This is a genomic window from Hyphomicrobiales bacterium, assembly GCA_030688605.1.
GTDB lineage: Bacteria > Pseudomonadota > Alphaproteobacteria > Rhizobiales > NORP267 > JAUYJB01.
Genome location: JAUYJB010000077.1, coordinates 13,078 through 33,576 on the forward strand (window position 1 = coordinate 13,078; position 20,499 = coordinate 33,576).

A 20,499-nucleotide genomic window follows, 5' to 3' on the forward strand; every position below is an offset into this window, starting at 1 on the left:
ACCGCAAACGAAAAGGACGTCGATGGCCGACGACATTGCCTTCAACCGCGACTTCGATATCATCCACGACAAACCCGATCAGGTGAGCCCGCTCGTGCGCCGGGTGGTGGCGGCAAACCCGAGCCATTTCACCTTCAAGGGCACCTGCAGCTATATCGTCGGCTCGGGCGAGGTGGCGGTGATCGATCCCGGCCCGATGGACAAGACGCATGTCGATGCGATCCTGGCGGCGCTCGGGCCCGGCGGCGAGCGCGTCACCCATATCCTCGTCACCCACACCCACAAGGACCATTCGCCGGGCGCGCGGTTGTTAAAGGCGCATACCGGAGCTTCCGTCTATGCCTTTGGCCCGCACAGACAAACGTCTTCCGGGATGCCCGGCGGCGCGGCGGCGCTCGATGCCGCCGGCGACATGGAATTCGAGCCCGATGTCCGCGTCGCCCATGGCGACCTCATCGAGGCGGCGGGCTTCTCGCTTGAATGCGTCTTCACCCCCGGCCACACGGCAAACCACATGGCCTTCGCGCTCAGGCAGGAGCGGGCGCTGTTCTCCGGCGACCATGTGATGGGCTGGTCGACCAGCGTCATCGCGCCGCCGGACGGCAATATGGCCGACTACATGGCCTCGCTCGAGCTGCTCACCGGGCGCTCGGATAAGGTCTATTGGCCGGGGCATGGCGGGCCGGTCGCGGAGCCCGGAAGCTTCGTGCGCGCCTTCATCGCCCATCGCCGGATGCGCGAGGCGGCGATCCTGAGACGGCTTGAGGCCGGCGACCGGACCATCGCCGAGATCGTGCGCCGCGTCTATGAGAGCCTGCCGCAGAACCTGTTCGCCGCGGCAAGCCTGTCGGTGCTGGCGCATCTGCAGGACCTCGCCCAGCGCGGGATCGTGGTCAGCGACGGCCCGCCGCGCCTTGATTCGGCGTTCCGCATCGCGGGAACCGGATCCTGACGGGCGGTCAGCGCTCTCCGCCGGCGGTCGGTGCGATTTGCTCGCGCAGCGCGAACAGGAATGCCTGGATGCGGCGCGCATTGGTTCCCAGATCATGGGCCCCGTAGCGCGACGCGGAGCGTATGTCGATGCGCGTGCCGCCGCCCTCCTGCCTGATGCGGATGACGACGTCGTCCTTGAACGCCATCAGCAGCGTCCGCGCCTCGGCCTCGATACGCGCCGGCCCGCCGTCTTCCGACGGCGGGCGCTCGGCGACGATCCGCCAGCCCCGGTCCCGCACCGCCGCGCGGGCGGCATTAAAGGCGTCCTCGATGCTCACTCCGACGCGCAGCGGCCGCAATTGCGGGTAGGCGGCAAGCTGCAGCCGCATCGCGGTTACGCCGGGACGGGTAATGGGATTGGCGTCGACCGGGCGCAACGCCGCCGCGGCCTCGAGGGCCGGCGGATCGAGGAGGTCGGTGGAAACGTCGGTAAGCCGCGGATTGTATATCAGCAGCGGGAGGAAATAGGCGGGCACGGCGAGAATCGGCACGCTTACCAGGATGCCGGTCAGCGCCCGGCGCGTGCCCGCCAACCCCAGCCGCCAGATCGGCCTCAGGGCGCTGAGGCCGAAGATCAGCGACACCAAGGCGCCAAGCCAGCACGCCGCCAATAGAACGAGGGCGCTCGGCGTATCGACCAGATCGAAACGGTGGCCGAGCGCGGTGATCGCCAGCACCGGCAGCGCGAATTTGGCAAGCCTGGCGCTCCACACCGCCGCGCGCGAGGCTCTGCGGTCAGACTGACGTGCCACTCCATCCTCCTCGAGCCTGTTATAGCCTTCGATTAGCACAAGGTTGGCGCCAAGGCACCGGCCTGGTCGCGGGCGCAAAATCCACATTAAGATCACAGCTTTGCCGCGAGAGCGCCCCATAATCGCCGCCTTCCCCCGACACGCTTCGTGCCATGGGACGGAAAAAGCGCGACGATTTGGACGACCGGGTCGCCAGAGCGGTGAGCCGGCTGCACGCCTTATTCGACGCCTTGCCGAATGCGATCGACGCTTCCGACGCCGCCGGCGCGTTCGAGATGTTCGCCGAAACCACCGGCGGCGAGCTCCTGTTCGAGTTGCCGGCCGATCATCCGAATCTCGGCGAAACCCAGTGGGCGGTGCTGCGTTACCAACAGGACGACGAGCAGCGGTTCGTGCACCTGTTCTACTCGGCTTCGGACGGCAAATGCTGGATCGGCCAGGACAGCGACGCGCCCACGGAATTCGCCAAATTCGCCCACGCGTGGACCGACGTTCTGACCCGCTGCGTCGCCGGGCTCGACAGTTATCGCCCGCAGGTCGGCGCGGCTTCCTGACCTATCGCCCCCCGTCACCGCCGGTAACGTCGCGCCGCCGCTGCGTGACCGCGTTCCCCCTTGTAAGCTCCGCCAGAAGTTCGTAGACAGCCGCAGCGTTCGAGCCCGATCCGGCGCCGCGGCGCGGCGGCCGCGCGGGGCTTTTCGGGAGTATGCCCATGACCCTCACCAATCTGCAGGTCCGCGACATCGAGACGGTCCTGCATCCTTACACCAACCTTTCCGCCCATCGCCAAACCGGCTCGGTCCTGATCGAGCGCGGCGAAGGCATCTACGTCTGGGACAGCGAGGGGCGAAAGCTGATCGAGGGCCTGGCCGGGCTGTGGTGCACGAGCCTCGGCTACGGCAACCGCGAGCTGATCGAGGCGGCGACCGAGCAGATGCGGCTGCTCCCCTATGGCCACCTGTTCGGCGCCAAGAGCCACGACCCCGCGGTGGCGCTGGCCGAAAAGCTCAAGGAGATCTCGCCGGCGCCGGCCTCGAAAGTGTTCTTCGCCAACTCCGGATCGGAGGCCAACGACACCCAGATAAAGCTCATCTGGTACATGAACAATGCGCTCGATCGGCCTAAAAAGAAAAAGATAGTTAGCCGCATCAAGGGCTATCACGGCGTCACCATCGCCACCGCCAGCCTCACCGGCCTGCCGAACAACCACACCGACTTCGACCTGCCGATCGCGGGCATCGTCCATGCCGACTGCCCGCACCACTACCGCTTCGCCGAGCCCGGCGAGAGCGAGGAGGAATTCGCCACCAGGCTCGCCGAAAGCCTCGACGCGTTGATTCAGCGCGAGGACCCGGACACCGTCGCCGCCTTCATCGCCGAGCCGGTCATGGGCGCCGGCGGCGTCATCCTGCCGCCCAGGACCTATTTCGACAAGGTCCAGGCGGTGCTCGACAAGTACGACATCTTCTTCATCGCCGACGAGGTCATTTGCGGCTTCGGGCGCACCGGCAACATGTTCGGTTGCGAAACCTTCGACCTCAAGCCGGATTCCGTCTCGGTGGCCAAGGCGCTGTCGTCCGCCTATGTGCCGATCTCGGCGATCATGATCCCGGAACGGATGTACGAGGCGGCGCTTGCCGAAAGCCGCAAGATCGGAACCTTCGCCCACGGTTTCACCTATTCCGGCCATCCGGTCGCCTGCGCGGTGGCGCTGAAGACGCTGGAGATCTACGAGCGCGACGACATTGTCGGCCATGTCCGCCGCGTCTCGCCGGCCTTCATGGACCGTCTGACGGCGCTTGCCGGCCACCCGCTGGTCGGCGAAGCGCGCGGGATCGGCCTGATCGGCGCCGTCGAGCTCGTCGCCGACAAGCAGAGCAAGCGCTCATTCGACCCGAAGGTTCAGATCGCCGCCAAATGCGCCGCCCTTGCCCATGAGGAGGGCCTGATCGTGCGCGCGCTCGGCGCCGACTCCGTTGCGGTCTGCCCGCCCCTGGTGATCACCGAGGAGGAGATCGGCGAGATGTTCGACCGGCTCGAACGCGCGCTCGACCGCACCGAGGCTTGGGTCGCCAAGGAAGACCTTCGCGCCGCCTGAGTCATGCCGTGCCCTTCCCACGGAGTGCCGAAATTCGCGGATTGAGCAACCGATATCACCTCTCCCCGGTGGGGAGAGGGAACGCTGCATCTGATTCCATCGCACCGATTCGACGGATTGTCAGACGTGCTGGCCGCCATTGATGTGCAGCTCGGCGCCGGTGACGTAGCTCGAGGCGTCGGTGCACAGGAAATAGATCGCCTTGGCGACCTCTTCCGGCTGGCCCAGACGCCGCAGCGGGATTTGCGCGACGATCTTGTCGGTTCCCGGCGACAGGATGGTGGTGTCGATCTCGCCCGGCGAGATGGAGTTGACGCGGATGCCGAGCGGCCCGAAATCGGCCGCCATCTCGCGCGTCAGCGCGGCCAGCGCCGCCTTCGAGGTGGCGTAGGCGGCGCCGGCAAACGGGTGCACGCTGCCGCCCGCGATCGAAGTCACGTTGACGACCGAGCCCTTGGCCGTCTTGAGCTCGTCGATGAGGCCGCGCGCCAGCATGATCGGCGCGAAGAAATTGACCTGAAAGATGGTGTGCCAATCGTCGATGGGCGTATCGATGGCGCCGAGGCGCGCGCCGCCCTCCGCCTTGGGCGAAATGGCGGCATTGTTGACGAGCGCGTTGAGCAGCGAGCCGTTGTCCTTCAGCCGTTCCTTCATCTCCGCGATCGCGTGCCGGGTATTGTCCGCATCCGCCAGGTCGACCTGGATATGATCCTCCGGCCCCGCCTCCCACGGGCAGTTCTCGGGAAAGGCGTGGCGCGAACAGGTGATGACGCGCCAGCCGGCGCTGGAAAAGCGCTTGACGGTGGCATGGCCGATGCCGCGGCTGGCGCCGGTCAGGATCAGGGTCTTGCGCGGTTCGTTTTCCGGATGGGCCATCTTCGGTGTCCTGCTGGAGCGACTCATATTAATGCAAACCGCGCGCGATCACACCTCGGTCGTGGGCGGTTGAACGGCCCGGCGCGCCGGGGGTCGCGCCGCCGGGATTCTCGCTGGGACCTGCACCCGCAATCTATCCGAATCGTCACCCGGGGGCTCGACCCGGCAACGACGAAAATATCATTCCCCTAGAGCGGTTCATGGTTATAGGGAATCAATTTGATGGGCCAAATCGGTTCATCCGGGCAGGCGCGGCGCGACGCGCGATACGGGATATCGGGCGAGCGCCGCAACGAACCCGGTGGGCCGATTTGGCCCACCGAAGGCTAAGGTTCTTTTGCGCCGTGGCGCTGTTGCGGCTGTTGGCCGATGCACCGCATCGCCCCGGCGAGCCGCGCCTGGCCACGGCGCAAAATCATCCCGGTCAAATGGTTTCCTATAACCATGAACCGCTCTAAGATTGAAGCAGGGCGAGGATCCGGTCCGCGGCCAGCGTTGCGGCAAGCGTGCCGGCGCCGACTTCGGCCTCGATCGCGGCGACCATGCCGCGCGCCGCTTCGCTTGCGGTCAGCCGCGCCTTGAGGCGGTCCTCGACGATCGCCCACATCCATTTCACCTGCTGGCGGCGGCGTTTCCTCGTCAGCTCGCCGCTCGCGAGGAGCGTCTCGCGGTGGCGTTCGATTTCCGCCCATAGCCGGTCGAGGCCTATATTCTCGCGCCCCGAGACGGTGATGACCGGCACCGTCCAATCCGGCGAGGCGGGAGTCAGGATGTGGAGCGCGGCGGTATATTCGGCCGCCGCCCGTCTCGCCCGCTCCAGATTGTCGCCGTCCGACTTGTTGACGGCGATCATGTCGGCAAGCTCGACGACGCCCTTCTTGAGCCCTTGCAATTCGTCGCCGGCGCCGGGCAGCGTCAAGAGCAGGAAGAAGTCGACCATGTCGGCGACCGCCACCTCCGACTGGCCGGTGCCGACCGTCTCGACCAGAACCGCGTCGAAGCCCGCCGCCTCGCAGAGCAGCATGGTCTCGCGCGTCTTGCCGGCGACGCCGCCGAGCGTGCCGGCGGTGGGCGAGGGGCGGATGAAGGCGTTTCGGTCGGCGGCAAGCCGGCGCATGCGCGTCTTGTCGGCGAGGATCGAGCCGCCGCTTCTCACCGACGACGGATCGACGGCGAGGACGGCGAGCTTAAGGCCCTTTGCGGTCAGGTTGCTGCCGAGCTGGTCGATCAGGGTCGACTTGCCGACCCCCGGCACGCCGGTGATGCCGACCCGGCGGGCGCGGCCGGTGTCGGGCAGGATGCGCTGCAGCAATTCGTGGGCCGCGTGGCGGTGCTCGGCCTTTTTCGATTCGACCAGCGTAATTGCGCGGGCCAGCACCGCCCGGTCGCCGGCGCGGACAGACCGGGCCATCTCTTCTACGTCGACGGTCTCGGCCGGCTTCGTCACTCGGCGGCCGCCTTGGCGAGCCTGCGCTTGAGCTCGTCGATCAGCGCCTCGGCGGCTTCGGCGACCACCGTTCCCGGCGGAAAGATCGCCGAGGCGCCGGCCTTGCGCAGCTTCTCGTAGTCCTGCGGCGGGACGACGCCGCCGACAACGATCATGATGTCGCCGCCCCCCTCCTTCTTCAGCGCCGTCTTCAGCGCCGGCACCAGGGTCAGGTGGCCGGCGGCGAGCGAGGACACGCCGACGATATGGGCGTCGTTTTCCACCGCCTGGCGCGCGGCTTCCTCCGGCGTCTGGAACAAGGGCCCGATATCGACGTCGAATCCGAGGTCGGCGAAGGCTGACGCGATCACCTTCTGGCCCCGGTCATGACCGTCCTGGCCGATCTTGGCGATGAGGATGCGCGGCCTTCGCCCCTCGTTGGCCTCGAACGTCTCGACCAGCTTCTGTATCCGCCTGACGGGCTCGCTCATTTGCCCGACCTCCTGCTTGTAGACGCCGGAGATGGTCCGGGTCTCGGCCTGGTGGCGGCCGAACACCGTCTCCATGGCGTCCGAAATTTCCCCGACTGTCGCCTTCGCGCGCGCCGCGTCAAGGGCGAGCGCCAGAAGGTTGCCCGTTCCGGCGGCGCCCGCGGTCAGCGCATTGAGCGCGGCCCTGGTCACGGTATCGTCGCGCTCGGCGCGCAGCCTTCTCAGTTTTTCGATCTGCCGCGCGCGCACCGCCGAATTATCGACCGTCAGCACCTCGATCTCGTCTTCCGCTTGCGCGCGGAACTTGTTGACGCCGACGACGGTCTGCCGGCCGGAATCGATGCGCGCCTGGGTCCGCGCCGCGGCCTCCTCGATGCGCATCTTGGGCAGGCCCGCCTCGATCGCGCGCGCCATGCCGCCCAGTTCGTCGATCTCGGCGATGTGGCGAAGCGCGCGGGCCGCGAGATCGGCGGTCAGCCGCTCGACATAGAAGCTGCCGCCCCACGGGTCGATGACGCGCGTCGTGCCCGATTCCTGTTGCAGGAAAAGCTGCGTATTGCGGGCGATGCGGGCGGAAAAATCGGTCGGCAGGGCGAGTGCCTCGTCGAGCGAGTTGGTGTGCAGCGACTGGGTGCCGCCTTGCGTCGCGGCCATCGCCTCGATGCAGGTGCGCGCGACATTGTTGAACACGTCCTGCGCCGTCAGGCTCCAGCCCGAGGTCTGGCAGTGGGTCCTCAGCGCCAGCGACCGGGCGTCCCTGGGCGCGAAACGCTCTTCCATCAGCTTGGCCCAGAGCAGCCGGGCCGCGCGCAGCTTGGCGACCTCCATGAAGAAGTTCATGCCGATCGCCCAGAAGAAGGAAAGCCTGGGCGCGAAGGCGTCGACATCGAGGCCGGCCCTCGTCCCGGCGCCGACATATTCGAGCCCGTCGGCAAGCGTATAGGCGAGCTCCAGGTCGGCGGTCGCGCCGGCCTCCTGCATGTGATAGCCGGAGATCGAGATCGAGTTGAACTTCGGCATGTGCGCGGAGACATAGGCGAAGATGTCCGACACGATGCGCATCGACGGGCCCGGCGGGTAGATATAGGTGTTGCGGACCATGAACTCCTTCAGAATGTCGTTCTGGATGGTGCCGGTGAGCTTTTCGGGTGGAACGCCCTGCTCCTCGGCGGCCAGCAGATAGAGCGCCATCACCGGGATCACCGCGCCGTTCATGGTCATCGACACCGACATCTCGTCGAGCGGGATGCCGTCGAACAGCGTCCGCATGTCGAGGATCGAATCTATCGCGACACCGGCCATGCCGACATCGCCGAAGACGCGCGGATTGTCGGAATCATAGCCGCGGTGGGTGGCCAGATCGAAGGCGATGGAAAGCCCCTTCTGGCCGGCGGCGAGATTGCGCCGGTAAAAGGCGTTGGAATCTTCCGCCGTCGAGAAGCCGGCATATTGCCGGATCGTCCACGGTTTGTGGACATACATGGTCGGGTAGGGGCCGCGCAGGAACGGCGCGATGCCCGGCCAGCCATCGATGAAATCGAGACCCTCGATATCGCCCGCGCCATAGGCCTGCTTGACCGCGACGCCCTCGGGCGTCGCCCACGGCTCGCCGCCCGGCGCCGCCGCCGCCGCCGCCGCCACGTCTTCGAAGGGAAGGCTGGAAAAATCCGGTATTCGGCTCATTCAGTCACCCTCGGCGCCGGTGGCATAAGCCAGCGCCTCGCGCAAAATCTCCAACACATTACACCCGACATGGATGAACGATCCAATGCCGCGCTTGGCATCGTCCGCGTCCGGATCGCCGACCAGATAGAGGGCCTTTGCGCCGGCCTCGCGCAGCGCCTCGGCGGCGGCGCCGGCCATCTCCTTGTAGGTCTCGTCGGACGCGCAGAGGCAGGCGATCCTGGCGCCCGACGCCTTGAACGCCGCGGCGACGGAAGTGAGGTCCGCCTTCACCTCCCCCCTTGAGGGGGAGGGAGCAGTAGCAAGCCCATGATCCGAAACCGCCGCGATGCCGGCAAGCGCGAAGATGTTTGCCGCAAACGTCGCGCGTTCGCCAGGCTCTGCCGTGGGCCCGAGCCGGGCGAGGAACACCAGCGGCCGCGCGCTGGTATCGTCGCGATAGGCATCCGAGGCTGCGCGCAGCTTCTCGAACGGCTCGGCCAGCCGGACCCGCGGCAACGCCTCGTCGATCCGCTCCACCGCGCCAGCGGGCGCCGGCGCCATGTCGAGGCTCGGCGCCGGCAAGACGGCAACCGGCTTTTCGTCGAGATCGGCAAAGTCGCTGACTCCGGTGATCAGCGCCTTGCGCCGGGCGATGTCTTCGGCCCGCGCTTCGCCGACCTTGCGGATCGTCGCCTGAATGCGTCCCGACCGCAGACCGTCGATCATTCCGCCCTCCCGCTCGATCCCCGCGAACAGCTCCCAGGCCTTGCGGGCGAGCGCATCGCTTAAGCCCTCCAGGGCGCCGCTTCCCGCGGCGGGGTCGGCGACGCGATGGGCATTCGTCTCCTCGATCAGGATCGTTTGCGTGTTGCGGGCGATGCGCCGGGCGAAGCCGTCGGGCAGGCCGATGGCGGAGGTAAAGGGCAGGACGGTGATGGAATCGGCGCCACCGGCGCCGGCCGCGAAGGCGGCGAGCGTGGCGCGCGGCATGTTCACGTAAGGCGCCCGCGCGGTCATCATCCGCCACGCCGTTTCGGCATGGATGTGGGCCGGAGAAGGTTCCAGGCCCGCCGCCTGCTGGACCCTGGCCCACAGCCGGCGCAGGGCGCGAATCTTGGCGATGGTGAAGAGCTGGTCGGCGTCCGCGGCGAGCGAGAAGCCGATCAGCGGCACGGCCGCCTCGCGCTTGAGGCCATGGCGTTCCAGTCCCTTGAGAAAGGCGACGGCGCTGGCGATCGTCAGCGCCAGCTCCTGCGCCTCCGAGGCGCCGGCGGCGTGCCAGGCGCGCCCGTCGGGCATCAGCGCCAGCGCCGCGAAGCCCGCATCCTTCAGGCTCCGCGCCGTCTCGCCGACCTCATTCATGACCTGCTCGAAGCCGTCGACGAGGTAGCCCTTGACCGCGAGAAGGCTGACAGGGTCGCTCGCCAAATGCAGCCTCATTGCCGCCGGGTCGATACCGCGCCGTTCGACCAGTTCCGCCAGCAGGGCGCCGATGTAGCTGCTGTTAATTCCGCAATCGATCCTGATCAGGACCCGGTCGAGCGCGACGCCGTCCAGCAGACGTTCCAGATCCGAGAGCGTTTCCGTGTTCAGCCCGTAGCCGTGGGCGTTGGCGCCGGCCGCATGGACGATCTCGACGCCGGTGGCGCCGCCGTCGAGATCGGCGCGTATGAGCGCGTTCGCCGCGTCGAGATCGGGGTGCTCGATGCGCTGGATGATGTCCCACCGGCCGGGATGGGCGAGCGGCGGGCGCGCCGGCGCGTCCTTGGCGCGCGCATAGACGGGTTGCATCTCGATGCCGTCATAGCTCGACGACACCAGGCCTTCGTCGAAGGAAGCGCCCTCCAGGGCCGCATCGACCAGCCTGCGCCAATCCTCGTGGCTCGCCGCCGCAAACCCGGCATCGAGCCTATCCGCCTCACCTGCCAATTCAACCTCGCGGTTGTGGAGAACGCTGCAGCCGATAAAGCGCAAATTCTCCATCCCTGTCCAGAGCTTGGCGCTCGGCGCGACAAAAGGCACGCGACAGAACGGATCGACGTCTAGACGAACTGGCTGAGGCCAGGGATCGAGCCGATCAGATCGTCGACGGTGTCCGCGCCGGCCTTCTCCTTGGCGTAAACGACCGTTTCCTTGGTGACGCCCCTTATCTGGTCCATGCTGAGGCCCGCCTCGCTCAGCGCGCTCATCGCGCCCATGGCGCCCATCATGCCGCCGAACGTGCCGCCGCCGCTGCCGCCCTCCGACGTGATCGCGTCGCGCGCCTCGGGCAGCGATTCGAGGAGCTTGGCCATCTTGTCGGGCGGTGCCGCGTCATTGAGAAAATTTAGGATGATGGAGACCGCCTTGTCCGCCAGTTCCCGGCCGATGCCGACTTGCGCGGAAATCCGGTCGATCAGTTCGCCCATGGTGCCGGTCCTTTCGTGAGGAATGGGCCCCCTTATCGGCCGTGCGCGGGCGCGTGACAAGCCGGCGCTGACCGTTGCCACGCCTTAGCGCTCTATTTCGTGTGGTACAATTTCTGCCGTATGCACAAAAGCTTGCGCATGTCGCCTGCGATGGCAGCCGGAGTGAGCGACACGCTGCGCGATATGGAATGGATTGTTTTGCTGATCGATGCTCGCGCACCGAAACCGAGACCGCGCAGCCGTTAGAGGAAGAATCACTTATGATTGAAACCAAAGCGATTGACATTTCGTTAGGGACCATGCACGTAATATGCATCATTAGCCCCCCGCTGGATCTGGTCGGAAACGGCCCCCGGCGGGGTTTCTATTTAGGGGCAGCTGAAGCCGGAGGAGCCGGAAACCAAGCGCGCCATGGCCTTCATCGATGGTCAAAATCTGTATCAGCACGCAAAAGACGCGTTTGGACACCATCATCCAAACTATAACCCCATAAAGCTTCACAATGCGGTCTGCGCCGCGAAGGGTTGGATGCCGAACTTGGTGCGCTTTTATACGGGCATTCCAAGTGCGGCTGAGAGCCCCATGTGGGCGGGATATTGGGCAAAAAGGCTGCTATATATGAAACGCGCAGGCGTGTACGTCACGACGCGGCCTCTCCGCTATAGAACGAAGTCAGTGATAGATGAGTCGGGGAATGAGACTTCCATTACCACACCACAAGAAAAGGGAATAGACATTCGCCTTGCCTTGGATATGGTCTCTACAGCTCGCACGCGACAGTGGCATGTGGCTGTGATCTACAGCCAAGATCAGGACTTGGCTGAGGTCGTGACAGAAGTTCAACAGATAGCGAAAGAGCAAAATCGTTGGATTCGTATTTGTTGCGCCTTTCCATATGGACCGAACGCCACATCCAAACGTGGCATAGACAAGACGGACTGGTTCAAGATGGATCGGGATTTTTATGACGCCTGCATTGACCCGACCGATTACCGTCCTTAGCCAAATCAAACTGAATTCCTTCCACCCGGAAACGGCGTGTCGTCGTACTGCGATACTAAAACTGATAGGCGGATGAAAAAGCCCCGCCGTAGCGGGACCATCATTATCCGGCGATCAATTGCGGGGCCGCGCCATGCATCGCCAAGACACGCGATGCCAAGCCATGCCATCTGTCACCCTGAAACGCCGAGGCTTGCCGCGCCGGGGGCAGGTGCGCTAATCCCAAGGGCTTGTTCACGGGAGGAGGCAATCCATGGTCGAGAAGGTCCTGGAACGGGTCGACCGGGAGCTCGACCACAGCGTGGAGCGCCTGTTCGAGCTGCTGCGCATCGCCAGCATTTCGACCGACCCCGCCTACCGGCAAGACTGCCGCGCGGCGGCCCTCTGGTGCGCCGACGCGCTCGGCGAGATCGGTTTCGACGCCTCGGTGCGCGAAACGCAAGGCCTCCCGATCGTGGTCGGCCATGCCGGCCGCGGCAAGCCGGGGCCGCATGTGCTGTTCTACGGCCATTACGACGTTCAGCCGCCCGATCCCCTGGCGCTTTGGGAGACGCCGCCCTTCGAGCCGCGCCGCGCCAGGTCCGCCGACGGAAGCGAGATCATCGTCGCCCGCGGTGCCTCCGACGACAAGGGCCAGCTGATGACGTTCCTTGAGGCCTGTCGCGCCTTCAAGGATGACGAAAGCGACATTCCTGTTCCCGTCACGGTGCTGCTCGAGGGCGAGGAGGAGTGCGGCTCGAAGAGCCTCGAGCCGTTCATCGCCGCCAATGAAGACGAGCTCAAGGCCGACGTGGCGCTGGTCTGCGATACCGCCATGTGGAACGCCGAGACGCCGGCGATCACCTCGATGCTGCGCGGGCTGCTGCTCGAAGAGGTCATCGTCACCGCGGCGAGCCGCGATCTGCATTCCGGCATGTTCGGCGGCCCGGCGCTGAACCCGATCCACGTGCTGGCGCTGATCATCGCCGGTTTGCATGGCGAGGGTGGCCGGGTCGTTCTGCCGGACTTCTATGATGGGGTCGGCGAGCTTCCCGACGAGGTGCGGGCGCAGTGGGAGGGGCTCGATTTCGATGAAACGAAGTTCCTCGCCGACATCGGCCTCGGAGCGCCGGCCGGCGAGGCGGACCGCGGCGTGCTCGAAAAGCTCTGGTCGCGGCCGACCTGCGACGTCAACGGCATCATCGGCGGCTATACCGGAGAAGGGTCGAAGACGGTCATCCCGGCCAAGGCGTCCGCCAAATTCTCCTTCCGCCTGGTCGGCGGCCAGGACCCGGAACGGATCTCGAAAAGCTTCCGGGAGTTCGTCCGCGCACGGCTTCCCGTCGGCTGCACCGCCGAGTTCATCCGTCACGGCGGCGATGCGGCGATTTCCTTTTCGCTTGACGGCCCCTATTTCGAGGCCGCCCGCAAGGGGCTCGCCGAAGAGTTCGGCAAGGAGGCGGCTCTGATCGGCTGCGGCGGATCGATCCCCATCGTCGGCAGCTTCAAGCGCCGGCTCAAGATGGATAGCCTGCTCGTCGGCTTCGGCCTCGACGACGACCGTATCCACAGCCCGAACGAGAAGTACAATCTGTCGAGCTTCCACCATGGCATGCGCAGCTGGGTGCGCATTCTCGACGCCCTGAAATCGGTCTGACCCGACCACAGCAAAAAAGGATGATGAGACGATGAAGCTCGTAAGATTTGGCGCGCCTGAGGAGGAAAAGCCGGGGCTTGTTGACGGCGACGGCAATATCCGCGACCTCTCGGGCGAGGTCTCCGATATCGACGGCGCGGCGCTGGCGCCGGCGTCGCTGAAGCGGCTGTCGCAGATCGATCCGGCGGGCCTGCCGCTCGTTTCCGGGAAGACGCGCCTCGGCCCCTGCGTCGGCAAGATTTCCAAGATGCCGGCGATCGGCCTCAACTATGCCGATCACGCCAAGGAGGCCGGGCTGCCGCTCCCCAAGGAGCCGGTGCTGTTCATGAAGGCGGTTTCGGCCATCTGCGGCCCCAACGACGACACGATCCGGCCGAAGGATTCGACCAAGCTCGACCATGAGGTGGAGCTCGGCATCGTCATCGGCACCCGGGCGAGCTACGTTTCAAAGGACAAGGCGCTCGACCACGTCGCCGGCTATTGCATCGTCAATGATGTCTCCGAGCGCGCATTCCAGATCGAACGCAATGGCGGCCAGTGGGACAAGGGCAAGGGCTGCGACACGTTCGCGCCGACGGGGCCGTGGATGGTGACGAGCGACGAGATCCCCGACCCGCAGGCACTCGACATGTTCCTCGAGGTCAACGGCGAGCGTCGACAGACCGGCAACACGCGCACCATGATCTTCGGCGTCGCCGACATCGTCTCCGATCTCAGCAATTTTCTGACGCTGATGCCCGGCGACGTGATCATCACCGGCACCCCGCCCGGCGTCGGCCTCGGCTCGGGCAAATTTCTGAAGGTAGGCGATACGGTGCATCTCGGCATCGCCGGCCTCGGCGAGCAGCGCCAGAAGATCGTCGCCTGGCCAGGCAAGTAGCGGCTCAGCCGCCGCCGAGCGCGCGGTAGATCTTTCGCCCCGGCCGGCCGGTCGGCTCCATGCCGAAGCGCTTCTCCGCCTTGGCGATGGCCTCCCGGGTGACCGGGCCGATCTTGCCGTCGGCCTCGCCGATATCGTAGCCGGCGGCGAGCAGCAGCTTCTGCAGATCGAGCCGCTCGGCGCGCGACAGGCCCGGATCGTCGGTCGGCCAGGGGGTCCTCAGCGCCGGATAGCCGGCAAGCCGGTCGGCGAGGTGGGAGATGGCGAGCGCGTAGGATTCCGCCGCGTTATAGGAGTAGATCGCGTTGAAGTTGCGGAACACGAGAAAGCCCGGCCCGCGCGGCCCGGCGGGAAGAAGCAGACCCGCCTGCGCGCCGCCGGAAAGTCTTTCCCCGTCGGCGCGCACCACGCCGCGCCGGCTCCAGGTCGAAAGCGCCGCCCGGTTCTTGCGCCCGGTCGGGCCGCTGTAGCCCGCCGGCACCTTGACCTCGATCATCCAGGATTCGCCGGGCCGCCAGCCTGAGCGGCTCAGATAGTTTGCCGTCGAGCCGAGCGCGTCGGCGACCGAATCGACGAGGTCGCGCCGCCCGTCGCCGTCGAAATCCACCGCCAGGCGCTGATAGCTGGAGGGGATGAACTGGGTCTGGCCGAAGGCGCCGGCCCACGAGCCGTAAAGCTTTTCGAGGTTGAGATCGCCGCGGTCGACGAGCTTGAGCGCCGCGATCAGCTCGCCGCGCCAGAAGTCCGTCCGCCGCCCGCCCTCGCACACCAGATTGGCGAGCGCATGGGGCAGGAAGTTGTCGCCCGCCTCCCGCCCATAGTCGGTCTCCACCCCCCACACCGCCGCGATCACGTAGCGGTTGACGCCGAAGCGCCGTTCCGCCGCCCGCAGGATTGCGTCATGTTGCTGCATCATGGCGCGGCCGACGCTGATGCGCTCCTCGTCCACCAGGAAGGCGAGATAGTCCCAGATCGGTATCTTGAATTCCGGCTGCACCTTGGAAAGGCGCAGGACCTTCTCGTCCGGCTCGGCGCCGTCCAGCGCCCGGGAAGCGACGGTTCGGCTGACGCCGGCCCCGACGGCCGCCTGTTTGAGGCCGGCAACGCAGGCCGAAAAGTTTGCCGCCGCGGGTCCGGCCCAAAGGACGGTCAGGATCGCCAACAGGATTATCGCGCGCATGCGTGCTTCTCCCTTCGGGGTCTCGGCGCGTGTCCGAAGAGACCGGCCCAAGTCTAACCGATTCCGTTCCCCCGCGCCCGGCCTGCCCTGCGCCGGTCAATCGAGCTCGGGCCTGCGGCCTTCCGGCGCCGCGATCTCGAAGGCGTTGATGGTCATCGAGATCAGCGTGTAGTAGCCGAGGACGCCGACCAGGTCGACGATGCGGTCCTCCCCCAATATGGCGACCGCGCGTGCATAGAGATCGTCGGTTACGCGGCGCTCGAGATTGAGCGACAGGACGAAATCATGAACGACGGCCTCGTCGTCCTTCTCGAAGGCCGGCTTCTTCCTGGCGCGGACGGCCTCGACGATCTCGGGCGCAAGGCCTGCCTTCAGCGCGATGTCCTTGTGCGCCTGCCATTCATACTCCGCTCCCCAGATCCGCGCGGTGATGAGAATGGCAAGCTCGGAAAGTCGCGGCGGCAGCGCGCTGTCATAGCGCGCGTAGCGCCCGAGCCTCTGCGCCGGATCGGCAAGCCCCGGCCGGTGCAGCCAGACCGCGAGCGGCCCGCGGACGCCGCCGCGGGGGCCCGATCTGATCTCCTCGAATATGCGCCGCTGCTCGCCGCTCATGGCCGCGGGCTTAAGCTCGGCTATGCGTGTCACGGTGTGTCGGCCTTTCTTGAGGGAAGGGGGCGGGCGGACCGGGAGCAAAACCCGTCCTGCGCGCTTCAGCCATGCTATATATGCAACTCTGGGCTGCATGAAGAGCAAGCGGAGTAAAGACCATGAGCGAATGCAAGCCTCTGGCTCTCGGCGTCGGAATCGGCGTGTTATGGGCCATCTACGTCTTTTTTGTGGGAATCACGGCGATGTTCGGCTGGGGCGACGCGATCGTCGGCGTTCTCGCCTCGCTTTATATCGGCTACGGCCCGTCGATCGTCGGCGCGGTCATGGGCGCAATTTGGGGCTTCGTCGACGGCTTCATCGCTGGCGTCGTCATCGCCTGGATATACAATCTGGTGGCGAAATAGCCCGCGGGACGGCGCGAGCAGGACGAGACCCATCCTGCGCGCGTCGTGAGGAAGGCTGCTTCTACTCCAGATTGAGTTAAGAAAAGCCTGTTTTGGGGGCAAACCGCCGCATCAGGAGTCCGCAAAGGGAGGCCGCACCGCCGTGTCCTGGGCACTGTCAGGTCGACCCCCCGTGCTCTCCCAGAGCCGCCGGAATCGCAGCCGAGTGGGCGGCCCTGCGCGGGAGAGCAGGGCTCTCTCCCGACTACATGGTGAACAAACTACTCAGAGCCGATTCAGCATCCGGCAACCCCAGATAGCGATACTGTCCGGAGAAGTGGTCGGCCGGCGCGAGTGGCCGAGAAAGCCTTCTGACTGGCTGGGAGAGGGCGAACACGATGCTGCACCTTCCTAAAGGCACCATCGCATTGGTCTGCCTGCTGGCGCTGACTGCACCGATCGTCGGCATCGTACCCGCGCGAGCCGACTACCTGAGCTCGGAGCACTGGTTCTCAACCAAGAGCGAGAAGAGCCGCGTCCTCCTGCAAGCCACGTTGGTCCTCCTCGGGCACTACACCGGGCTCATTGACGCGGAGTTCGGCAGGCTCACCTATCGGGCTCTGCTCGCTTACCAGGGATCGCACCGCCTCGACCCCGACGGTGTGCTGAGTCCAACCGAGGAGCAGCAGCTCCTGCTCGCAGGCGCCGCCGTCTTCAAGGTCCTGGGATTCTCTGAACAGACGGACGATCGAGCCGGGATCAAGGTCCCCGTGCCGGTCAACCTCCTTGTCCGGAGCACTCCGTCTCGATGGGGGACGCGATGGCTGAGCGGTGACGGCTCTGTGGAACTCGAAACGCTCGCGGTCCCCGAGGTCGAGACGACCTTCGACGAACTCCTGAGGCGCCTGAGCACCGGCAGCAACCGCACCGTCACCTACGCCTACACCCAGTCTGACCTGTTCGTGCTCAGCGGCCGTCTTGGCGAGCGCAAGTTCTACGCTGCGTTCATCAAGGCCGGGAGCATGAGCCGCGGGTTCTCGATCTCGTGGGACCCGGCGGTCGACAGGATCGGCTCGCTCCTCTCGGTGTATCTGGTCTCGACAGTCGCGTTCCCCAAGGCTGTCGAGTCGGGCGGAGAGGACGGGCGGAACGGTAAGCGTGAGCCGATCCCAAGCGGCGTGTCTGCCGGATCCGGCTTCGCGATCGCCGCCGACGGGATCGTCGTGACCAACGCCCACGTGGTCAACGACTGCACGTCGCTCGAGATATCGGGCTACGGCCAGGCGGCGGTCATCACCGCCGACGAAGTGCGCGACCTGGCGGTGCTCCGCGTGGACGGCCGGACGTTCCGGAGCGTCGCCCGCCTCAAGGTCGGCGAGCTCAAGCTTGGCCAGGAGATCGTCGTGGTCGGCTTTCCGTTGTCCGAGATCCTCGGCAATGCCCTTCACGTCAGCCCGGGCGCGGTCAGCGGCCTCTCGGGAGTGGGCGGCAACCGCTCGAACTTCATGGTCTCCGCCACTCTCCAACCCGGCGATTCCGGCGGCCCGATCCTCGACCTGAACGGTGACGTCGTCGGGGTCGCGGTGGCGAAGCTGAACGACCTCGCGCTCCTGAACGAGCACGGAACGACTAGCGCCAACATCGGCTTCGCCATCAACGCCACGACCCTCCTCGACTTTCTTAAGCCGTTCAAGGTGACGACGAGCGAGGACCCGGTCCCGCCGGATGCAAACGTCGAGCGAGCTGTCGCCGGCGCCGAGGAGTTCACCCATCAAGTCATCTGCCGGAAGTGAAAGGACGGTCGCGATGGCCGAAAAAGGCGATGAGGCGCTGCAAGGCGGCTGCGCGTGCGGCGCCGTGCGCTATCGCATGACGACGAGGCCCATGTTCGTTCACTGCTGTCATTGCCGCTGGTGCCAGCGCGAAACGGGCGCCTCCTTCGCCCTCAACGCGATGATCGAAGCCGATCGCGTCGTCCTTTTGCGGGGCGCGCCGGACACGGTGAACACGCCGTCGGCGAGCGGCAAGGGGCAGAAGATCGTCCGCTGTCCGACCTGCCGGGTGGCACTGTGGAGCCACTATGCCGGGGCGGGCGACGCGATCTGCTTCATGCGCGTCGGCACGCTCGACAACCCGGATCTCCTGCCGCCCGACATCCACATCTTTACGAGCTCGAAGCAGCCCTGGGTGATCCTGCCGCCGGACGTGCCGGCGGTGCCGGAATATTACCGCCGCGACGACTATTGGCCCGAGGAAAGCCTGGCGCGCCGCCGCGCCTTGCGCGGCCGACGGCCGGCAGGCGACACGACCGCCCGAAAGCGGTACCATTCCTTGAGCGACGTCGAGCGGAAGGCCGCCGCAAGCGATGCCACCGAGGCGATGCGGCGGGCGAGGGACCGGAGACATGATGGTTGCGGCGAAGGATCGGGGCATCGTCTGGTCGGATGATTTCCTGATCGGCATCGCGGAAATCGACTTCGAGCACCGGCGCCTGGTCGAGGACGTCAACCGATTGCACCGGCAGCTGCTCGACGAGGTCGGCCCGCGCCGCATCGCGCGCACGCTCGGCACCATCCACGCCCGCATGCAGGCTCACTTCGCGCTCGAGGAACACGTCATGCTGTCCAACGGCTATCCCCACTACCCGGAGCACAAGGCGGAGCACGAGCGGCTTCTGGACGAATACACGGAACTCATGACCAAGTTCGAGCGGGAGCCGAGCCGCGCCGACCGGGAGGCCATGGAGGGCAAGCTCCGCCAATGGATCGTCGGCCACATCGCCACCAGCGACAAGAAGATGAGTCTGATGCTCATCAGCGGCAAGCAGACATAGCCCGCGATCGGGCCGTCGATCCTCGGCCGTCGCTCGTCCGGGACGACGAGCGGGGCGGCGTCCGGCACATTTCTCCCTCTCCCTTGGCGGGAGAGGGATGCGAAGGGTCGGCGCGGGTTCTTTCCCGCGCCCTACCCGGAGCTGGGTGAGGGGGCGGTCCCAAGGGGGGCGAGGGGCAGCGCGGGGGGTCAGCCGCACCAGCTTCGCCGGGCGCCGTCCCAGTACCGCGCCAGCCCTTCGGCGACCAGCGTGTGGCCGACAGACCGTCCATCGCGCATGATGACGCGCAGCTTGCGCCCGTAAATGTCCTTGTCCCGGCCGCCGGTATGGACCACCTCGAAAGGCCCGTCGTTCAAGAGTTCCAGAAGCCGGCTCGTGGCCCGCCGCCCGAGCGCTGCCTCGGAAGCGCATTTGGGCTTGTGGGTCTCGGGCGTGTCGATGTCCTCGAGCCTGATGGTCAGGCCGCCATGGCGGATCGTGTCGCCGTCGATTACGCAGTTCTGCTGCTTCGCCCTGACGCAAATACGAAAGTTCGAAGACGCGCCGGCAATCGACCGAACTTGGTCGGTTATCGGTTCGGTCATCCAGTAGCCGATCAGCGTCCCGCAGACCACGGCTACCACCGGGCGCCAGGACGCGCTCAGGCTGCCGAGCCGCCGGCGGCGGGGCCCGAGCCCGAAGTTCGGCTGGCGCTTGAACCGAAAAACTTCGCCCAATGCCGCCCGCTCCCTTCCGCATCGGCGGATGGCGGCTTTTGGCCGATTGCCGCCCTTGCTCTCGGATCCGGCCGAATGACGCTCCGGCTCGACGCCGGAAACCCTGATGGTTCCGCGCCAGTATTCGCCACTGGACGTAAAGCAGAGGTGAATCGGCAAAAGGAGACGTTCGAGACGTCAGTTCGGCGGGATTTCGCGGTTTTCACCACTCCTCGGTGGGCAGAGAGCCTGCCCCGGACCCGATCCGGGGCCGCCGCGCCGTAGCGAAGCGTAGGCGAGCGGGTGAGGGGGGACGGACGCCTGCAAGACATCGTCGTTCCCGCGCAGGCGGGAACCCATTGGCCGAGCCTCTTGCGCAGCCCCGAGCGAACCCGTTAACGAGCCCGTCCTGGCAAAAGCCAATGGATTCCCGATGTCTCGGGAATGACGGGAAGGGCGCGCGGTGTTCGTAACGCACCGTCCTTCCGGCGCAGGCCGGAATCCGGAAAAGAGGGTGCCCGGAACACACCCACGGTGTCGTTGCCCGACCTGATCGGGCAACCCGGTAACCC

Annotated in this window: 19 protein-coding genes; 10 read left to right on the top strand and 9 right to left on the bottom strand. The window is 66.2% G+C overall.

Annotated features, from left to right (window positions below; all coding sequences use genetic code 11):
- Nucleotides 1-22 precede the first annotated feature (22 nt).
- Nucleotides 23-952: an MBL fold metallo-hydrolase gene (locus Q8P46_09140; GenBank protein ID MDP2620325.1), complete on the top strand. Its 930-nt coding sequence runs from the start codon at nt 23-25 to the stop codon at nt 950-952.
- Nucleotides 953-959: 7 nt separating this feature from the next.
- Here Q8P46_09140 and Q8P46_09145 read toward each other — a convergent pair whose 3' ends face one another.
- Nucleotides 960-1,745: a DUF1499 domain-containing protein gene (locus tag Q8P46_09145; GenBank protein ID MDP2620326.1), complete on the bottom strand. Its 786-nt coding sequence runs from the start codon at nt 1,743-1,745 to the stop codon at nt 960-962.
- A 152-nt stretch (nt 1,746-1,897) separates the two neighbouring features.
- Between Q8P46_09145 and Q8P46_09150 the strand changes: the two genes are divergently transcribed.
- Both Q8P46_09150 and Q8P46_09155 read left to right on the top strand, forming a co-directional pair.
- Nucleotides 1,898-2,299 carry a hypothetical protein gene (locus Q8P46_09150; GenBank protein MDP2620327.1) on the top strand — a complete coding sequence of 134 codons (402 nt, stop codon included), beginning with the start codon at nt 1,898-1,900 and terminating at the stop codon, nt 2,297-2,299.
- Nucleotides 2,300-2,457: 158 nt separating this feature from the next.
- Complete coding sequence (locus Q8P46_09155) at nt 2,458-3,843, top strand: aspartate aminotransferase family protein (GenBank protein ID MDP2620328.1); 1,386 nt, start codon at nt 2,458-2,460, stop codon at nt 3,841-3,843.
- A gap of 120 nt (nt 3,844-3,963) precedes the next feature.
- On the opposite strand, the gene Q8P46_09160 is transcribed toward Q8P46_09155, so the two are convergent.
- The 5 genes from Q8P46_09160 to Q8P46_09180 form a co-directional block, all read right to left on the bottom strand.
- Entirely contained in the window at nt 3,964-4,719 is a 756-nt protein-coding gene (locus Q8P46_09160) for an SDR family oxidoreductase (GenBank protein MDP2620329.1), read from the bottom strand.
- 454 nt (nt 4,720-5,173) lie between these two features.
- Nucleotides 5,174-6,166, bottom strand: a complete 993-nt coding sequence (gene meaB / locus Q8P46_09165) for a methylmalonyl Co-A mutase-associated GTPase MeaB (GenBank protein ID MDP2620330.1) — start codon at nt 6,164-6,166, stop codon at nt 5,174-5,176.
- Nucleotides 6,163-8,319 (bottom strand): methylmalonyl-CoA mutase, encoded by a 2,157-nt coding sequence (gene scpA / locus Q8P46_09170; GenBank protein MDP2620331.1) that lies wholly within the window; start codon nt 8,317-8,319, stop codon nt 6,163-6,165. Before scpA ends, meaB begins: the two co-directional genes overlap by 4 nt.
- On the bottom strand, nt 8,320-10,284 hold the full coding sequence (locus Q8P46_09175) for a methylmalonyl-CoA mutase family protein (protein ID MDP2620332.1): 1,965 nt from the start codon (nt 10,282-10,284) through the stop codon (nt 8,320-8,322).
- 59 nt (nt 10,285-10,343) lie between these two features.
- On the bottom strand, nt 10,344-10,709 hold the full coding sequence (locus Q8P46_09180) for a DUF2267 domain-containing protein (GenBank protein MDP2620333.1): 366 nt from the start codon (nt 10,707-10,709) through the stop codon (nt 10,344-10,346).
- Between the two features lie 411 nt (nt 10,710-11,120).
- On the opposite strand from Q8P46_09180, the gene Q8P46_09185 reads away from it, so the two are divergent.
- The 3 genes from Q8P46_09185 to Q8P46_09195 all read left to right on the top strand — a co-directional run bounded on the left by Q8P46_09185 (nt 11,121) and on the right by Q8P46_09195 (nt 14,227).
- Entirely contained in the window at nt 11,121-11,711 is a 591-nt protein-coding gene (locus tag Q8P46_09185) for an NYN domain-containing protein (protein ID MDP2620334.1), read from the top strand.
- Nucleotides 11,712-11,964: 253 nt separating this feature from the next.
- Nucleotides 11,965-13,347 carry a M20/M25/M40 family metallo-hydrolase gene (locus tag Q8P46_09190; GenBank protein MDP2620335.1) on the top strand — a complete coding sequence of 461 codons (1,383 nt, stop codon included), beginning with the start codon at nt 11,965-11,967 and terminating at the stop codon, nt 13,345-13,347.
- A gap of 31 nt (nt 13,348-13,378) precedes the next feature.
- On the top strand, nt 13,379-14,227 hold the full coding sequence (locus Q8P46_09195; GenBank protein MDP2620336.1) for a fumarylacetoacetate hydrolase family protein: 849 nt from the start codon (nt 13,379-13,381) through the stop codon (nt 14,225-14,227).
- A gap of 4 nt (nt 14,228-14,231) precedes the next feature.
- Here Q8P46_09195 and Q8P46_09200 read toward each other — a convergent pair whose 3' ends face one another.
- Together Q8P46_09200 and Q8P46_09205 are read right to left on the bottom strand one after the other, a co-directional pair.
- A complete protein-coding gene (locus Q8P46_09200; GenBank protein MDP2620337.1) occupies nt 14,232-15,407 on the bottom strand; it encodes a lytic murein transglycosylase in 1,176 nt (391 codons plus the stop codon).
- 96 nt (nt 15,408-15,503) lie between these two features.
- On the bottom strand, nt 15,504-16,052 hold the full coding sequence (locus Q8P46_09205; protein MDP2620338.1) for a carboxymuconolactone decarboxylase family protein: 549 nt from the start codon (nt 16,050-16,052) through the stop codon (nt 15,504-15,506).
- 122 nt (nt 16,053-16,174) lie between these two features.
- Here Q8P46_09205 and Q8P46_09210 point away from each other — a divergent pair, with 122 nt between their 5' ends.
- From Q8P46_09210 to Q8P46_09225, 4 genes are all read left to right on the top strand, one after another.
- Nucleotides 16,175-16,420 (top strand): bacteriophage holin, encoded by a 246-nt coding sequence (locus Q8P46_09210; protein ID MDP2620339.1) that lies wholly within the window; start codon nt 16,175-16,177, stop codon nt 16,418-16,420.
- Nucleotides 16,421-16,797: 377 nt separating this feature from the next.
- Entirely contained in the window at nt 16,798-18,192 is a 1,395-nt protein-coding gene (locus tag Q8P46_09215) for a serine protease (GenBank protein MDP2620340.1), read from the top strand.
- A 13-nt stretch (nt 18,193-18,205) separates the two neighbouring features.
- Nucleotides 18,206-18,847 (top strand): GFA family protein, encoded by a 642-nt coding sequence (locus tag Q8P46_09220; GenBank protein ID MDP2620341.1) that lies wholly within the window; start codon nt 18,206-18,208, stop codon nt 18,845-18,847.
- On the top strand, nt 18,804-19,232 hold the full coding sequence (locus tag Q8P46_09225) for a bacteriohemerythrin (protein MDP2620342.1): 429 nt from the start codon (nt 18,804-18,806) through the stop codon (nt 19,230-19,232). Before Q8P46_09220 ends, Q8P46_09225 begins: the two co-directional genes overlap by 44 nt.
- Nucleotides 19,233-19,420: 188 nt before the next feature.
- Here the strand turns inward: Q8P46_09225 and Q8P46_09230 are convergent, their stop codons facing one another.
- Entirely contained in the window at nt 19,421-19,948 is a 528-nt protein-coding gene (locus Q8P46_09230; GenBank protein ID MDP2620343.1) for a thermonuclease family protein, read from the bottom strand.
- Between the last annotated feature and the right edge of the window lie 551 nt (nt 19,949-20,499).

What these genes read in the sequence shown, in the direction of transcription:
- Q8P46_09180 (MDP2620333.1), bottom strand. Translation starts at nt 10,709, where the DNA reads ATGGGCGAACTGATCGACCGGATTTCCGCGCAAGTCGGCATCGGCCGG.
- scpA (MDP2620331.1), bottom strand. Translation starts at nt 8,319, where the DNA reads ATGAGCCGAATACCGGATTTTTCCAGCCTTCCCTTCGAAGACGTGGCG.
- Q8P46_09190 (MDP2620335.1), top strand. Translation starts at nt 11,965, where the DNA reads ATGGTCGAGAAGGTCCTGGAACGGGTCGACCGGGAGCTCGACCACAGC.
- Q8P46_09185 (MDP2620334.1), top strand. Translation starts at nt 11,121, where the DNA reads ATGGCCTTCATCGATGGTCAAAATCTGTATCAGCACGCAAAAGACGCG.
- Q8P46_09155 (MDP2620328.1), top strand. Translation starts at nt 2,458, where the DNA reads ATGACCCTCACCAATCTGCAGGTCCGCGACATCGAGACGGTCCTGCAT.
- Q8P46_09140 (MDP2620325.1), top strand. Translation starts at nt 23, where the DNA reads ATGGCCGACGACATTGCCTTCAACCGCGACTTCGATATCATCCACGAC.
- Q8P46_09150 (MDP2620327.1), top strand. Translation starts at nt 1,898, where the DNA reads ATGGGACGGAAAAAGCGCGACGATTTGGACGACCGGGTCGCCAGAGCG.
- Q8P46_09220 (MDP2620341.1), top strand. Translation starts at nt 18,206, where the DNA reads ATGGCCGAAAAAGGCGATGAGGCGCTGCAAGGCGGCTGCGCGTGCGGC.
- Q8P46_09225 (MDP2620342.1), top strand. Translation starts at nt 18,804, where the DNA reads ATGATGGTTGCGGCGAAGGATCGGGGCATCGTCTGGTCGGATGATTTC.
- Q8P46_09160 (MDP2620329.1), bottom strand. Translation starts at nt 4,719, where the DNA reads ATGGCCCATCCGGAAAACGAACCGCGCAAGACCCTGATCCTGACCGGC.
- Q8P46_09195 (MDP2620336.1), top strand. Translation starts at nt 13,379, where the DNA reads ATGAAGCTCGTAAGATTTGGCGCGCCTGAGGAGGAAAAGCCGGGGCTT.
- Q8P46_09210 (MDP2620339.1), top strand. Translation starts at nt 16,175, where the DNA reads ATGAGCGAATGCAAGCCTCTGGCTCTCGGCGTCGGAATCGGCGTGTTA.
- Q8P46_09200 (MDP2620337.1), bottom strand. Translation starts at nt 15,407, where the DNA reads ATGCGCGCGATAATCCTGTTGGCGATCCTGACCGTCCTTTGGGCCGGA.
- Q8P46_09215 (MDP2620340.1), top strand. Translation starts at nt 16,798, where the DNA reads ATGCTGCACCTTCCTAAAGGCACCATCGCATTGGTCTGCCTGCTGGCG.
- Q8P46_09175 (MDP2620332.1), bottom strand. Translation starts at nt 10,284, where the DNA reads ATGGAGAATTTGCGCTTTATCGGCTGCAGCGTTCTCCACAACCGCGAG.